Annotated in this window: 9 protein-coding genes; 1 reads left to right on the top strand and 8 read right to left on the bottom strand. The window is 50.2% G+C overall.

The window, feature by feature from the left end; genetic code table 11:
- The first annotated feature begins 16 nt into the window (after positions 1–16).
- Complete coding sequence (locus BGO59_RS34260; RefSeq protein WP_293691868.1) at positions 17–3,589, top strand: FG-GAP-like repeat-containing protein; 3,573 nt, start codon at positions 17–19, stop codon at positions 3,587–3,589.
- A 129-nt stretch (positions 3,590–3,718) separates the two neighbouring features.
- Here the strand turns inward: BGO59_RS34260 and BGO59_RS34255 are convergent, their stop codons facing one another.
- The 8 genes from BGO59_RS34255 to cobA all read right to left on the bottom strand — a co-directional run bounded on the left by BGO59_RS34255 (position 3,719) and on the right by cobA (position 16,859).
- Complete coding sequence (locus tag BGO59_RS34255; protein WP_293691866.1) at positions 3,719–6,571, bottom strand: pitrilysin family protein; 2,853 nt, start codon at positions 6,569–6,571, stop codon at positions 3,719–3,721.
- A gap of 65 nt (positions 6,572–6,636) precedes the next feature.
- On the bottom strand, positions 6,637–7,029 hold the full coding sequence (locus BGO59_RS34250) for a hypothetical protein (RefSeq protein WP_293691864.1): 393 nt from the start codon (positions 7,027–7,029) through the stop codon (positions 6,637–6,639).
- Between the two features lie 84 nt (positions 7,030–7,113).
- Entirely contained in the window at positions 7,114–7,584 is a 471-nt protein-coding gene (locus tag BGO59_RS34245; RefSeq protein ID WP_293691862.1) for a nitrate reductase associated protein, read from the bottom strand.
- 117 nt (positions 7,585–7,701) lie between these two features.
- On the bottom strand, positions 7,702–9,156 hold the full coding sequence (locus BGO59_RS34240; RefSeq protein WP_293691860.1) for a rubredoxin: 1,455 nt from the start codon (positions 9,154–9,156) through the stop codon (positions 7,702–7,704).
- Complete coding sequence (locus BGO59_RS34235; RefSeq protein ID WP_293691858.1) at positions 9,068–12,757, bottom strand: nitrate reductase; 3,690 nt, start codon at positions 12,755–12,757, stop codon at positions 9,068–9,070. The genes BGO59_RS34240 and BGO59_RS34235 overlap by 89 nt, the downstream gene beginning before the upstream one ends.
- A gap of 99 nt (positions 12,758–12,856) precedes the next feature.
- Positions 12,857–14,161, bottom strand: coding sequence for a NarK family nitrate/nitrite MFS transporter (locus tag BGO59_RS34230; protein WP_293691856.1), 1,305 nt, complete (start codon positions 14,159–14,161; stop codon positions 12,857–12,859).
- Between the two features lie 110 nt (positions 14,162–14,271).
- The gene (locus BGO59_RS34225; RefSeq protein ID WP_293691854.1) at positions 14,272–15,822 is read right to left on the bottom strand and encodes an alginate export family protein; all 1,551 of its coding nucleotides are present in this window, start codon (positions 15,820–15,822) and stop codon (positions 14,272–14,274) included.
- A 278-nt stretch (positions 15,823–16,100) separates the two neighbouring features.
- On the bottom strand, positions 16,101–16,859 hold the full coding sequence (gene cobA / locus BGO59_RS34220; RefSeq protein WP_293692196.1) for a uroporphyrinogen-III C-methyltransferase: 759 nt from the start codon (positions 16,857–16,859) through the stop codon (positions 16,101–16,103).
- Between the last annotated feature and the right edge of the window lie 278 nt (positions 16,860–17,137).

Raw genomic sequence — 17,137 nt, 5'->3', positions numbered from 1 at the left:
CGGCGCGTACTTATCCATGAAATTTAGCATCTCACATGGGGCCTGGTTCCTGCCCGTACTGTGTCTGTTCGCCCTTAGTTCCTGCCGCGAAAAACCCTTGTTCGAACGGCTCGACTCGTCCGATACCGGCATCACGTTTGCCAACAACATTACCGATAGTGATACGCTCAATATCCTGAACTACCAATACATCTACAACGGTGGGGGTGTCGGTGTCGGTGATTTTAACGGCGATCAAAAACCGGATGTTTTCTTCGCCGGAAACCAGGTACCCAACCGACTGTATATCAACGATACCGAAACGGGTAGTGGTAGTTTCCACTTCAAAGACGCCACTTCGTCGGCCGGGGTTAGCGGTGGTGGACGCTGGTGCTCAGGTGTATCGGTGGTCGACATCAATGCCGATGGTAAGCTCGACGTATATGTCTCCAATACACTTCATAAAAAAGGGGCACAGCGGGCTAATCTGCTGTATGTCAATCAGGGAAATGACACCGACGGAAATCCTAAATTCCGGGAGATGGCAGTTGACTATGGCATTGCCGACACGACCTACTCGACTCACTCGGCCTTTTTCGATTACGATAATGATGGTGATTTAGACCTGTTTGTGTTAGTCGATCAGATTGCCGACCCAAAAAATCCCGGCTATCTGAAAATTCGTATCGACGACGGTACATCGCCCAATACCGACCGACTGTACCGCAACGATTTCGACACTAAGCGTGGTCACGCCTACTTTACCGATGTTACCAAACAGGCGGGTGTCATTGCAGAAGGGTTCGGTCTGGGTGTAAATATCTGTGACATCAATCGCGATGGTTGGAAAGATATTTACGTTACCAACGACTTTGCGAGCAACGACGTACTCTACATCAACAATCACGATGGTACGTTTACCAACCGCGCTCACGACTCCTTTAAGCACACCAGTTCGTCGGCGATGGGCAACGACGTGGCCGATATTAATGGCGATGGCCTGGCCGACATTGTATGCATGGACATGCTGCCCGAAGATAACCTTCGCAAGAAGAGTCTGATGGGGCCAAGCAGTTATTTTGCCTATCAGGAGTGGGATCGATTAGGCTATGAACACCAGTACGCGCGAAATACCCTCCAACTGAACCAGGGCGTTCGACCCACCGACACCTCGAAAACCCATGCCAACATGCCGATTTTTAGTGAGATCAGTATGCTGGCGGGCGTGGCCGAAACCGAATGGAGCTGGTCGCCCTTGCTGGTCGATCTGGACCACGACGGTTATCGTGATCTGCTCGTAACCAACGGCTTTCCCCGCGACGTAACCGACCGTGACTTTACCGTCTATTATAGTTCGGTGAACACCTACTTAAGCGACGCGTTGCGGAAAGAGCTGACCGATAAAATACCGCAGGTAAAAGTCAGCAATTATGCCTTTCACAATCGGGGCAGTTCGGGAACGCCAGCTTTCGAAAATGTAACCGAACTATGGGGCATGACTGAACCCAGTTTCTCGAACGGTGCTGCTTATGCTGATTTCGATGGCGATGGCGATCTCGATTACGTAATCAACAATATCAACGACGAAGCCTTTGTTTATCGGAACAATCTCAACGACCGTAAGCCCGAAAACGCCCATTACCTCCGCATTCAGTTTGAGGGCGATGGGGCCAACCGGCTGGGTTTAGGCGCTCTGGTTGAGTACGAATTGCCCGATGGTCGTAAAGAGTTTTACGAACATACCTTATACCGAGGCTTCCTGTCGAGCGTAGATCCGATTGCTCACTTTGGGCTAGGTAAGGAGAAAACGATCAAAAATCTGAAAGTGACCTGGCCCGGTGGCCGGGTGCAGATTATTCCAACGGTAAATGCCGATCAGCTATTGGTTCTGAAAGCAGCCAACGCCCAACCCGGCACCTCCGTTACGGAGCCAAAGCCGGTTGCAAGCCCTTTGATGAACGATGTAACAGCTGCACTGGGCATCACCTACCGGCATGAGGAAACCGACATTATTGATTTCAATCTTCAGAAAACTCTGTTGCATAAGCTCACCGAATATGGGCCTGCCTTGGCTGTTGGCGATGTAAATGGCGATGGCTTTATGGATATGGTAGTGGGCGGTAGCTCGAAATTCTCAACCGACTTGCTGCTTCAGCAAGCCAACGGTCATTTCGACCGAAAATCGTTTCCGGCCAAACTATCGGAAGACGCTGGTATTCTTTTGTTTGATGCCGATGGCGATGGCGACCTCGATTTGTACGCAGCCAGTGGTAGCCCTGAAGTTGGCCAAAATCAGTTGGACGAAGCCCTGCTCCATCGACTGTATGTAAACGACGGCAAAGGAAATTTTACGGTGTCTACCACGGCCTTACCAAATTTTCGGCTGAATAGCTCATGTGTTAAAGCGGCTGATATTGACCGAGACGGCGATCTCGATCTGTTTGTCGGTGGCCGCGTCGAACCGTACAAATACCCGATGGGGGTTCGTAGTTATCTATTACGAAACGAAGGAGGCAGCAAGGATAAACCACATTTTACAGACGCAACTGCTCAGATGGCTCCGGCCCTTACGAAGCAAAGCCTGACCTGCGATGCACTCTGGACCGACTACGACAATGACGGTTATGCTGATTTGCTATTAGCCGGAGAGTGGGCACCTTTACTGATGCTCCATAACGAAAAGGGTCGTCTTACGCCCGTCGAAAACAGTGGATTAAGCGAGAAATCAGGCTTCTGGAACTCGTTAACACCCGGCGACTTCGACAACGACGGCGACATTGATTATCTGGCTGGAAATCTGGGGCAGAACAACCTGCTTCGCGCTACTCCCGAACGACCTGTTCGAATCTATGCGGGCGACTTCGATAACAATGGCTTTTACGACGCATTCCCAACCGTATACTTCAAAAATGCCAAAGGCCAGTATGAAGAATACCCCTATTTTGGCTGGGACGATATGGTGAAGCAGATGATCGGAATCAAAAAACGCTACCTCAAATACGCTCCTTTTGGCGAAGCAACCATTAATCAGATCCTGACTGACGACGAACGCAGCCAGGCGCTAAAACTTACGGCCACCTATTTATCAACCAGCTATATTGAGAACAAGGGCAACGGCAAGTTTGAGATTAAGCCCTTACCGATCATGGCTCAGGCGGCCCCCGTTTTTGGTATGCTGGCTCAGGACATTGATGGCGATGGAAACCTGGATGCCGTACTGGTCGGGAATGAACACGGTAGCGACCTGGTAGCCGGTCGGATGGATGCCTTCAATGGGCTCGTCCTGAAAGGCGACGGTAAAGGCGGTTTTCAGCCGATAACCATCGCCCGAAGTGGTTTTTATGTTCCCGGTAACGCCAAAGCCTTGGTGAGTTTACCTGACGCGCAGGGCCACTGCCGGATTGCAACGACTGAAAACCGTGGACCATTACGCCTGTTTGCTGTTCAACAGCCACAAACGTTTACGCCCGTCGATGCTAAAACGACTGTGGTATCCCTTCGTCTGAAAAATGGCAAAACCCGTCGACAGGAAATCCCTTTCGGCAATACATTTTACGGGCAATCGGCACGGGGGGTCTGGCTATTACCGGGCGAGCAGATCGTGAAATAAACCCTCTCTTACCTGGCAAAAGGGTTTTTGTAGGGCATGTAAACGATATTCCAACCAGCAATAATCCACGAAAAAGATAAAGCCCGGTACGTACCGGGCTTTATCTTTTTTGTACAATCTAACAATTTATTACTGCTTCTTTTCCGGCATCAATACTAACCGGATGAAGTTTTGGCCCAGGTACTTATTGGCAGAAGCTTTTGTACTTTCCACCGTTACTTTGTCCAACTGTTCATTTTCGTGCAGGACTTCGTCGGGGGCGTCGCCGTTGTAATACTGGTTTTGCAAATAGCCGAGCCAGAATTGATTGTCTTTCAACTGAATTTCCGTTTCGCGACGAGTTTCGGCTTTAAATTTGGCAATGTCGGCAGGCAGAGCCCCTTTTTGTTTTAAGTCATTGATTTGCTCCTGGGTTTTGGCAATCAGCTTTTCGACGTTTTCGGGAGCGCAGCCGAAATTGATGCGGAATGTATAGCGCGGTACTGGATATTTCGCATAAGCGGCACTGGCCCCCACGCCATAAACGCCACTCTCTTCTTCCCGAAGCTTTTCAATTAATTTGATTTCCAGTACTTCGGCCAGCGCGTCGAGCTGTGTGGTTGTTTCGGTCGACCAGGTCAGATCGCCACTGTATACCAGTTGCACCGATGCCTTTGGGTCGAGGCCCTTATACACCGTTTTGCTGATCTGCCCCGACGGAATCCGAATACCCAGATCATTGAATTTTTCAGGCTTATCGGAAGCGGGTAGTCCACCCAGGTATTTTTCGATCAATGGCTTTATTTGCTCCTCTTTAAAATTACCGACGAAGAAAAACCGGAAGTCGTCCCCGTTGGCAAAGCGTTCCTGATAAATTTGCAAAGCCCGGTCCAGATCAATTTTGTCCAGATCATCAGGTGTCAGCGGCTGACGACGGGGATTGTTAGCGCCCAGCGTTACCGATACTGTATCCTGAAATACCTTTTGTGGCGTAGGTGTATTGATCTGATTCTGCAACGCACTGCGTTGATTCGACAGGAAGCCTTTTACCACGTCAGGGTCTTTGCGAGGCTGGGTAAAATAGCTGTACAGTAACTGCAAAGCCGTTTCCAGGTCTTTCGGGGCCGCACTGCCATTGACGCCTTCGCTCAACTCACCCACGTACGGAAAGACGCTGACCTGTTTACCCGCCAGAAATTTCCCCAGTTGAATCTGGTTATAAGCGCCCGTGCCCCCCATTGCCGTCAGGGTAGAGGAAAACCGGGCCGACTGAAAATCCTTGAGGTCATAGAGAGACGTTCCACCCAAGCTATTGGCCGAAAACAGGATTTGGTCGTTTTTGAAGTCGGTAGGCTTCAACACCACCTTCACCCCGTTTTTCAATGTCCATTCGGTTACACCAATATCGCTGATCTTCTTTTCGTTCACGACCGGCGAAGCTGTTGGTTGGGTCGCCAGCAAGGGGCTGTCGACCGTTTTATCTTCATAAGCCGTCAACCCTTTACCAGCATCGTCGATATAGCTTAGAATCTGCGCTTGGGTAGGCAGTTTGTCTTTTTCTTTCTCAGGAGCCATTACAATAACGGCACGGTTGTCGTTGTGGATAAACTGATCGACCAGCGCATTCACTTCGGCTAATTTGATACCCGGCTGTTCCTTTTTCAGGAAGTCATAATAAAACTCGATGCTGGTATAGGGTTCTTTCTCCGTGAAATTCTGCACGTAGTCGTTCACAAAGCTGGACGAACGGGTTTTGTTCCGCTCGCTATACGCCTGCTCCACACTGGTCATGAACTCCTGTTTGGCCCGTTCGAGTTCGGTAGCCGTAAAACCGAACTGCTTCACACGAGCGTTTTCGTTCAGTACAGCCCGGATGGCCTGTTCCACATTGCCCCCTTTGGCAACAGCAATTGAGGTAAACGCATCCAGATTACCCAGAAAATCGCCATAGTTACTGTAGCCTCCCAGAAAAGGCGGGTTGGCCTGCTGGGTTAATTCCTGAATCCGATTGCCGAGCATGGTATTGAACAGGCCACGCTTAATGCTCTCCCGCAAATCGTTCAGGGTTTTCTCCTTGATTTCAGGACGTTTGTAAATCACCTGAATGACCGTATTAGGTTGCTCGGGGTCGGTTACGATAACCACTTTAGTATCCTTGTGCGACGGGATGTCGTACTCGGTACGTGGTTTTGGATTTTTAACGGCTGGAATTCGGCCAAACTTCTCCCGAATAATGCCTTCTACCTGCTTCACATCAAAATCACCAACGGCCACAACGGCCATCAGATCGGGGCGATACCAGTCATGGTAGAACTGCCGCAGGGTTTCGGTTTTGAAAGTGGTTAGTACTTGCTCTGTACCGATGGGCAGTCGTTTGGAGTATTGTGAGTTATTGAGCAACGCCGGAAAGTACTTGTCGCGCATCCGCTGACCCGCTCCTCGTCCGAGCCGTCGTTCTTCCAGCACGACGCCCCGTTCTTTATTCACTTCGGCTGGGTCGATGGTAGCGTTGTGCGCCCAGTCTTCCAGAATCTGAAAAGCTTTGTTGAATACATTAGCGGAGTCGGTCGGAACAGGAAGCTGGTAAACGGTTTCGTCGAAGCCTGTATAGGCATTCAGGTCGGCTCCAAAGCGAACGCCAGCCGATTGCAGATAGTTGACCAGTTCGTTTTTGGGGAAATTCTTCGTGCCGTTGAATTCCATGTGCTCCATGAAATGGGCCAGTCCCTGCTGGTTATCATTTTCCAGTACCGAGCCCACCCGAATCACCAACCGGAGTTCAGCGCGGTTTTTGGGTTCGGCATTCTTACGGATGTAATACGTCAGACCATTGGGCAGCTTACCCACTTTCACGGCTGGGTCGACCGGAATTGGGCTATTCAGGTTAAGGCTACCAGCCTGATACTCTGTTGGTTTAGTAACGGTTTTTGGTTTTGGCGCAGGCTGAGCAACGACCAGCGATGCACCACATAGCAGGTTAAGTAAAATCGGAAAACGTACCATTTAGTTGGCCGTAGAAGGCGGGTTAATTAATTACTAAACTATAACGAGTTAGGCGATTGAATCGTTTATCGATGCCTGATTAACAAAATGGCAACGATTATGGAAGCAATTGCTGATAACCAGCAGATAATAATAATCCACCGCGTTGGAATTTCCCAACTACGGGCATGAAATGCATCGGGCCTGACAGGAACCATTTCACTCACCTGATTTCGGTGGCAGAAATCATCCCAGCCTTCGTACTCAATAAAGTGTGTGAGGGTATCTAAAAACGCTTTTGACGGAATCTCCGACAATTGCCAGAACGCCTGTAAATCGTCGACATTCAGTTCGTGATTAGTCTGACTGAACACGAGATCACGTAGGTGTACGAAGTCCCGCAGACGCCAGTGCGACGAGGGCTCCCAATGCAGTATGCGTTCGATTTGTCGTTTTAGTTCCTGTGCCTGCTGATCCACAGGCTAATACTAAGCATTTTTATTGAGTGATTGGTGATTGAGTGAAAAGCTGACGCATACTTTTTCAATCACTCAACCACTCAATCACTCAATAAAAAACTCCCGTATTGCCCTCGGAAAATTCGCTCCTTCGTGGCCTGAGCGGCTCAACTTTACTAGGGCAAAGCGTTGTAATACATCGAGTTGGAGCCATTGCTGGAGGGTTAGAGGTGTACACTTCCATTCCTGTGCTTTTAGCTGTACTTCGTCTGGAACTTCCCCCAGATATGCCCAGGTTGGATTCACCTCGCCCAACTCGCTAACGGTATGGTGGCAACGACGTTGAACCAGATCGATTAAATCCTGTCGATACTGCGCGATCTCGGCAGAAGTATAACAAGGTTGTTCGGCCAGCCGGGCTTTCTCGTCAACGGTGAGCTTTACCCATTCGGGTAGTTTTAGTTTGATGCCGCAGGTATCGAGTTTATACCGGACAATCATGGGAATGCAACGAAGCGAATCGACAAAATCGCTTTCAAATGCGAAGAAAGTTGGTACTACGGCGACTGGTTTCATAACGGATAAACATTTTAAATCAAGCAGGTTAGTGAGGTTATTTTTTACCATGCTGACGAAGCCGCACGGCCGATGCCGAAGCCGGACAAAAGACCCCTGGAGGCAAAATTTTGCTACTTATACAGGCTCCAGTACCACCTCACGCATCTCACGTTTTGGGGCATCGCAGGTAGGACAAACATAATCGCCTGGGAGATTATCGAAGGTTGTTCCAGCGGGTATTCCCTGCCGTTCATCACCGTACTGAGCATCGTACGTGGTGAAGCAATGAGGGCACTGATGAACAACATATTCATTTAGCGAGATCGGTTCCGGCTTTTCGGTTTCGACACGATCTATTTCCCGCTTTTCCTCCGATCGTCCAGTATTGAATTTTCGACATAGGCGGTTTAACTGGTTGGGCAGATGAACTTTGAAGAGCCCTTTTTCGAACCGACGGTATACCCGGCTGTTGGGGTTAAAATTCTCGGTATAATAAATGTCGTACAGGCTGAATAAGGCCAATTGTCCAATCTGGAATAGAGGCCGTCGGCGAATCAGTACGGAGCCAAATACCTCCGATTTTGGCCGGGTCTGAATCCCAAAACATAGCCCGAAGGTGCGTGTATCCTGTTTTTCAAAATAGCCCAGGATGTATTTTTTCAAGGCTGTCCCTTCGTCAGAATGGTCCTCTGTTTGCCAGGCCAGTTCATTGGCAGCATGTCGTACATTGATATTATGCTTGCCCAGTACATACGACCAGGCAGCCCGATCTTTTTCCTCGATACCCTTTATAATGAGCGACTTCCAGGGCGTAGCGCATAATTCACCAATGCGCGTTTTCAAACATAAAGCACAAACATCGAGCAGGAACTGGATAGAAAACGCTTCATCCCGCCGATACAATCCTAGCCACGACCGCTGGCCATATCGGTTGAATCCCTCATAATACGGCAATGAAAACTCGGGAAGCTCAACCTCCTGCGTAGCCCGTTGCGTAATAAATGATTGCCCGTCGGTAACAGCCAGATAGAGTGATGACTCGTCGCGGTGTCCCTGATCAAGCATCGCTTCTTCCACAGCTTTGGCAAGTCGGCCAATATCGTTGGTATAAATCAATTCTGGCCAGCGGAATAGGATATTGGATTGCTTCGGTCGTACATACAAAAACCAGAAGTGCGGCTCCGGCGACGCAATAAAATTGAGGTTACCCGTAAAAAAGGGTGTAAAACTCTGATTCGAGTCCGACAGATTAACCTTGAGCCGGGGTTGGTAGTCGAACTGGTCCAGTACAGTATGGTATTCGCTTTCGTGCAGCCAGACTCCCGTCCGAAACACCTCTTCGCCACAATAGGAACTGATAATGTTCGGGAACTGCTCCGTGTTAACCTCATAAGCAATGGCCTGTTGTTTGAGGTCTTTTTCCAGAAAACGCATATCCTCATAATGCACCGTCATCAGCAGTTGCTGACGTGCCCCAAACCGTACCGTTCGCACATGAGCTTTATAAGCCAGCGTCAACACATTTTGCAACGACGCTGGCGATACGATACCAGCGGGCAAATTGATTTTCAGAGTATAATAGTCGCGCATTTTTAAAGAGTGAAAGAGTGAAAGAGCGAAAGAATGAAAGAGCGAAGAGCCTACCGGATGGTTTCACTCTTTCACTCTTTCGCTCTTTCACTCTTTCGCTCATTGTTTCCAGAATACTTCGCACTTCGGGACGGCACGATCCGCAGCCTGTTCCGGCACCTGTTTTCTGGCAAAGCTGCTGAAAGTCCGTGTAGCCTGCCCGAATAGCCCGCTCCAGATTACCCTGCCCAACGGTATTACAGGAACACACCAGCTTACCTTCGACGGGGTCTACTTTTTTGCTCGCCCGCAACAGTTGAAGCCGTTTTTCGGATAGCTCAGTGCCATTGGCAATCAGTTCACGGAACTCCGCAAATTCATTTTTATCCCCCACCAGAATGCCGCCTACCAGTTTATCGCGATGGACAATGCACTTTTTATAGTACCGTTTCGCCTTGTCGATAAACACAATCTCTTCATACTCGTTTTCGGCATTAGCAGGTACTTCGGTCAGCCCCATGCTACACAGATGCAGCCCTTCCATTTTCAGGATACTGATAGCCAGACTACCCCGATACGGTTGCGAAATATCTCCGGCTATAAACCGGGCAGCGGCTTCGGCCTGTTGCTCGGCAGCCAGGGTTATTCCCCACATCTGCCCATTCCACTGAGCCACTTCACCAGCCGCAAAAATGTCGGGGTCGGAGGTTTGCAGGTAATCGTTTACCACCACGCCCCGATTGCAGACGAGTCCGGCTTCGCGAGCCAGATCAATGCTGGGAACTGTACCGATTGCGATCACTACGGCCTGGCAACTGATTCGTTTTCCCGAATTCAACTGAACGCCTTCGACTCGACCAGTCCCCATGAAGGTTTGAACTTCTTCGTTGAAATAGACATCAATGCCTCGGTCGAGAAGTTCCAGATAAAGCAGTTCGCTGGCCAGTGGATCGAGTTGTCGCTCCATGAAACGCCCTGCCCGCTGAATGACCGTTACCCGAACACCAATTTGTCGTAACGAAGCGGCTAATTCCAGCCCCAGCAATCCACCGCCCACAATGACCGTATGCGGATCTTTCTGATTGAGGAACGGCATTAGTGAATCGGCGTCGAGCCGGGAACGCATGTTGAAAATACCCGGCAACCGTGGAATCCCTTTCGGCATGAAAGCACTACTTCCCGTTCCCAAAACGAGTTTGTCGTACGAATGCTCAACGCCGTTGGAGTCGATCACGACTTTCGCTTTCCGGTCGATATGGTCGATACCTACGCCTTTATGAACGATGATGTTCGCTTCGGCAAACTGATCTTCACGCAATTTGACAAGCTGCTCCCAGGGTTGTGCTCCGCTGATGTAATCGGGCAAAAGAACGCGATTGTAGAACGGGTAAATTTCTTTGGAGAAGACATGTATTTCATCGTCGACCGTCAACGTTCGATAGGCATTGATAAAACCCAATCCAGCCGATCCCGCACCGATAATAATGATTTTCTCAGTCGCCTTCCGATATAGTGCAACCTCCACAGCCGTAAACTTAAAATCGGGCTCTTTCGAACGCGAATCAATCAGCGCATTGGTTAGGTTATTCGCCCGGTTCAGGTTGCTGTTCCCCGGAGCGCCGGCCGAGACTTTACCCCAGTGCATGGGCAGAAAGCACAGACCCTGCCGGACATCCTCGGTAAGTTGCGCCTTTACCCGAACCTCCCCCCGCCGACCGCGAACTTCTACCAACTGACCATCCTGAATACCCCGAACGCGTGCATCCTCAGGATGAATTTGTAGAAACGGTTGTGGACTATGCTGATTCAGTTTAGCCACCCGACCTGTTTTGGTCATGGTGTGCCACTGGTCGCGAATACGGCCCGTCGTTAACACCAGTGGAAAATCCGAATCGGTAGGTTCTGATGCATTACCATCAGGTACGGCATGAATTTGTGCCCGCTGGTTTGCTGTATAAAATTGATGGTCGGTAAAGAGCCGCTTTGTCCCCCCTGCCCCTTGCTCCTTGCTCCCCGCCGGATAAGGCCACTGCACGGTTCGTACCTGCTTCAACAGTTCATGACTAACGCCGGCAATATCGACGTTGGTATTGGCCGTCAATTGGGCGTATTCGTCATATACCTCCGATACGTTTTTATAGGCAAAGGCATCCGTAAAGCCCATTTTTCGGGCAAATCGCCAAATGATTTCTGAGTCGGGCAGGGCTTCGCCGGGTGCATCGAGTACGTGGAGCAGATAGGCAATCCGACGTTCGGCATTGGTCATTGTACCTTCTTTTTCGAGCCAGGCAGCCGCCGGAAGTACCACATCAGCAAATTGAACGGTATCCGCCCGATTCGATACATCCTGTACCACCACAAATCGGGCTTTTTTCAACGCCTGTTCAACGGTATTTACATCGGGCATACTCACCATCGGATTCGTATTGATAATCCAGATAGCTTTTAGCTTATCGTTGGCCAATGCCTCGAACATCTCGGTAGCCGTCAGTCCGGGTTTATCGGCAATCTTGACGGGGCTATTCCAGAACGCTTCAACTTCAGCGCGGTGGATGGCATTGGTTACGTCGCGGTGGGCGGGTAATACGTTGGCGAGTCCACCCGTTTCGCGCCCCCCCATGGCATTGGGTTGCCCGGTTAGCGAAAAAGGACCATTTCCCGGTTTACCGATGCGCCCCGTGATCAGGTGTAAATTAATGAGCGACAGGTTTTTGTTTACGCCAACGACCGATTGATTCAGGCCCATGGTCCAGAGCGACAGAAACCCTTTCGACCGACCAATCCAGTCGGCCACGGTCTGAATCTGAGTGGACGAAATGCCACAGAGTTCAGCCGCTTCCTCAACTGTCCGCTGCATCACCTGCTCCCGGTAGGCACTAAATCCGTCGGCATGATTGGTAATAAAATCAATGTCGATATCCCCATTCTCAATCACTAATCGACCAATCGCATTGTTGAGGACAATGTCGGTGCCGGGTCGGAGAGCCAGATGTAAATCAGCAGAGCGGGCGGTGTCGGTCTTACGCGGATCAACGCAGATGACTTTAACGTTCGGATTGGCGGCTTTATGCGCTTCTATCCGTCGCCAGATGATCGGATGGCACCAGGCCGGATTGGCTCCTTCGACAAGAAATACATCAGCCTCCTCAATGTCGTCGTAACAGACCGGCACCGAATCTTCGCCCAGCGATAGTTTATAGCCGACTACGGCCGAACTCATGCATAAGCGTGAATTGGTGTCGATATTGTTGGAGCCGATAAACCCCTTGATGAGTTTGTTAACCAGGTAATACTCTTCCGTGAGGCACTGCCCCGACACATAAAACGCTACCGAATCGGGACCGTATTTCTGGATCAGCGTTCTGAAAACGGCGGCTGTTCGCTCCAGCGCAGCATCCCAACTCACCCGCTGCATAGGCATCGCCCGGTTGAACCGCATCTGCGGATACAGCAGCCGATCCGACTGATCCATAACCGTATAATGCAGATTCATGCCCTTGGAGCAGAGCATGCCCCGATTGGATGGATGTTGTTTATCGCCCTCAACGGTCAGTCGTCCGTTCGGCTCCTGTTTGACCACCACTCCGCAGCCAACACCACAATAACAACAGGTCGTTTGCATGATAAAAAGGGAGAAAGGAGAAGGGAAAAGGGATGGGAAGAGGAAAGAAGTCCATTCGTCGAAACATTCTTTCGTCCCTTCTCCTTTCTCCCTTCTCCGTTAATTCAATTGTAATTCCACTTCGCGGGCTTCTTCGACCACGACGGCTTTATTAAAATTCACCAGAAACAGAGCAGCGCCGATAACGGCAACGACGCAACCGATGTACAGGAACGCCTGACCATAGGAGATCGACTGCGACTTGAACAGGAAGCCCATCAGCATACCGCCGAGGTTTCCCCCCGCCCCCACAACACCCGAAATAACCCCAATCGCTTTCGGATTGACGAATGGCACAATGGCATAAGTACCTCCGTTCGACATTTTCAGGAACAGCGCGAAGGTCAGCATCGACGCAATAGCCAACGGCAAGCTACCAGCCTGGGCAAACAGAATAATACCCAACCCTTCGAGCAGAAGCATACCGGCCAGCAAAACGCCTTTACCCCGCATGCCGTATTTCTTCCCGACTCTATCGGCAACGATACCACCCAGAGCACGGGCGAAAATGTTCATGAAGCCAAACAACATAGCCCAAAAGCCCGCTTCGGTCTGCTCCATCTTGAAATTATCGAAGAAGTAGAGCGCTGCGACTCCATCAAACGTAATCTCCATACCGAAGCAACAGGCATAGGCCAGCGCCAGTGCCCACACCCGAATATCGGCACAGGCTTTCCAGAAACTCACTTTTTCACCCAATGAAACGGACCGTTCAATCTGATCGACATTACCTGCTGGCGTATCCTGCGTAAAGCGGTAATACACATAGGCCATAATGAGCATCAGCACACCGGGCACCACCATAGCCAACCGCCAGGCTTCGGGCTTCGTATAACCAAACCCAACGATGGTTGCCATAATCAGCGGCATCGCCAATTGCGTAATACCACCACCCAGATTGCCCCATCCACCCGCTACCGCATTAGCCGTACCTTTGATACCGGGCGCAAACATCACCGATGTATGATACTGCGTGATTACGAACGAGGCTCCAATAATCCCAATCGCCAGCCGAAACAGCAAAAACGTGGTATAATCATGCGCCAGGCCCACTAGCATCACGGGCAACGAGCCGATTACCAGCAAAGCCGTATAGGTTTTACGAGGTCCCCAGGTATCGCACAGACGACCAATAATGAGTCGGGCCAGAATGGTAGCGGATACAGCCGCAATAATGGTGTTACCTACCTGTGGTTTTGTCAGGCCCAGATCTTCACGGATGGCGGGCATCAGCGGAGCCAGACCGAACCAGCCAAAGAAGCAAACAAAGAACGTAAACCAGGTGATGTGGAACGTCCGCATCTGAACACCTTTAAAATTCAGTACATTCAGAGAGCTGAGTGGTTTATTCGTGATTGTATTCATGGTTATATATGTCTAAAGATTTAGAGTTGTGAGTAGTGTAGTAACGCGGGTGGAAACCCGCGATTTGCAACCAGATAGCGCGGGTTTCCACCCGCGTTACAAATAGTCTATTACTTTTTGGGAGCGAGAAAATCCGGGCGGACGTTGATCATCAGGTATGACCAGGTACCCAGCTTATTTTTTTCGTCCATGGTCCCCTGCTTGGTATACTCAAGCGTATTGGTACCATTCATGATCGAATAGCCAAATTCAAGCGTGGTAAACTTGTTGAGCGCATAGGTCGCCACAAAGTCATATTCCATGCCCAGTTTGGAAGGTAATAAGATCCCAGCCGGAACGTCGGGCATTTTGTTGTACGTCGCGCTGGCAAGGGCGAAGTAATGGGCATCCAGCGAAGTCGTCAGGCGAGTTCCGGTATATTTAAACTTCAGGAACGCATCGTTCAGCCCCCCAGCAGGCGCCCCCGTTCCGACGTAGAAATAGTCCATGTAGCCCCAATGCCGATGCGGAGTACCGTAAAGCGGATCGAATCGGCTGGTTTCGCCCGATTGAGTCGTTGTGGCATCATTACCCGACAGAATTTCATAGCCTGGTCCCACACTAAACGCTCCTTTCTGGATCATGAAGTTGGCCCCATAGTGATAAGCTTTTTTAATCGTCAGGCCATCACGGTCTTTACCGCTTTGACCGTAGGCAAAGGCCTGCCACTGTACTTTAGCCCGTTTTGAGGTCGGATTACCCAGTTGGCCAACCAGCATAGCCCCGTAGGTTACCCGCGAATTCACGCCCGAAACGTCATAACGGCGACTATATACGTAACCCTGCGTAGCGTTGCCTAGCGAGTCGATCCGGTACTTCTGAAAATCGTCTTTAAAAAGCAGGGCCGAGAATTTTGTACTGCCAGTTGCAGGAGTACTGAATTTGCGCGTCAGATAGGCCATCTGAAACGACTTAAACTGCTGATTCTGCCCGTTTGTGCTCAATGGCGTTGCCAGTATGGGCGCTCCACCTTTGCCTGATGTGGGCAGAAAACCGGCCGGAATCACCAGGGTTACGTTTTTGGTCGATAAGGCAGTTGTTGGTGCATTTCCGGCCGTGTAGTAATCCCCGACGGTTCCAAACGCATCCGTATTCTGGTTAAAGCCAACGCCCAGATCAAGAGCCCAGCCCCGATGTTGCGCTTTCAGCAATGCCGCGTCGAAACGTCGTCCCTGCTGGAGCCAGTCAAGATTTCCGAGCAGGCGAACGTCATCGTAGACTAGCTCCTGGCGGCCTATTTTCAGTGATAGATTTTGAATAGGCTTGAATTTGATCGTGGTATCGGCGCTGTTAACCAATGTAATTTCGGCCCAGGCTTCGTGTACCATCAGACGATTCCCATCGGTATTGTTGATGGTCGATGCATCCTGACCCCACACCCGAACGTCCTGCACCGAGGTTTGAAAGAGCACACGATCCCATTTATAGCCAAAGGTCAGGCGGGCGCGTTGCGACGTAAAAAAGGCAGCCGGGGCATCTTTAGGTGCCAGGTTACCCACGCCATTGCGCAGTTCGGTGCGGGTACGCAATTGCCCGATCAACGAAAACTGCGCCTGTACCGAACTGCATAGAGCAAGCAACAAGCAGCCTGTAAGCAGGATATGCTTTGTATAGAATTTCATCAGAAGGTGGTCGATTTGACGAGAAAATGAACGGAATTGACAAAACAAATTCACCTCAGCCTGTTCGCTGAGTTAAGAGTAGGCAATAACCGGAGAGGTAGCAGGTACCTGGCGCCTGGCGAGGCCCGAAGGCTCAACGAGTACCTGAGTTGGCGAAGCAGCTGATTTGCTTTACGAGCGTTTTTTCATTTTCTTTGACACGTTTGTGTTTTCGCATGGACAAAACCCTGTGAAGCCGGTCCAAAGGTGCCCCCACACCGGATCGGCTTTTTTTGTTCTCAGTAGGCTACTGAAACGTTATGCAGGCATTCCGCCAGATAGGACGGATGCAACGCGACAACATCGCCAATGACCAGCACAGCAGGCGCCCCCACGCCTTGCTCAGCTATCAATTGCGGCATATTCCAGACCTGACCCACTACGCAATGCTCATCGGCACGCGTCCCGTTTTGTATTACCGCCATCGGTACATGTCCCCGACCAGCCTCGCAATACATATCGCAGATTTCATTCACTTTATTCAGGCCCATCAGCACCACAACCGTCGCTTTCGACTGAACTGCCAGCCGAAGATCGTCGGACAACTCGCCGGTGCGGGTAGTGCCGGTAATGACCCAGAAACTCTCGCTTACACCCCGGCTCGTAACCGGAATACCCTGTGAAGCTGGTACTGCTATACTACTCGATACCCCCGGCACTACCTCGCAGCTAATGCCATACTGACGTACGTACGCACACTCTTCATACCCACGCCCGAACACGTAGGAGTCGCCCCCTTTCAGCCGTACCACATGCCCATGCTCCTGCGACAGCCGTACAATCAGGGCATTAATCTCGTCCTGCGAGAACGATACCTTACCAGCCCGCTTGCCTACGTACATTGTCAAGGCCCGTTCAGGTGCAAACTCCAGTAAAGAATGATTGGCAAGGTCGTCGTACAAGACAACGTCGGCTTGTCGAAGCGCCCTGATTCCTTTTAAGGTAATCAATTCGCCGTCGCCGGGACCCGCCCCCACGAGTGTTAGCTTTGGCTGTATCTGCATCTTCGTTTTAGGCTTAAATAGTGGTATTATACTATTTATAGTTATTTACAACTATTTGCGATTTATGCTTCAAAAGTAGAGATGAAATTCTTAAAAACAAGTCTTTTTACAAAAAATATGTTTTAAAATAACCTTAAATCAAAATATTAAGCTAGGAATTAACAAAAACACCTTTTACTTTTGACTTGCCTTTGTGGGGATAAAAAGGCAGTATTTCTTAGATTAATACAACAATAAATCAGGGTTTTCACAATGCTGTAGTTACTTATAAC

The organism is Spirosoma sp. 48-14, from assembly GCF_001898575.1.
Classification (GTDB): domain Bacteria; phylum Bacteroidota; class Bacteroidia; order Cytophagales; family Spirosomataceae; genus Spirosoma.
Note: the sequence above shows the minus strand (reverse complement) of the source record. Positions and strands in the feature narration are given on the sequence as shown.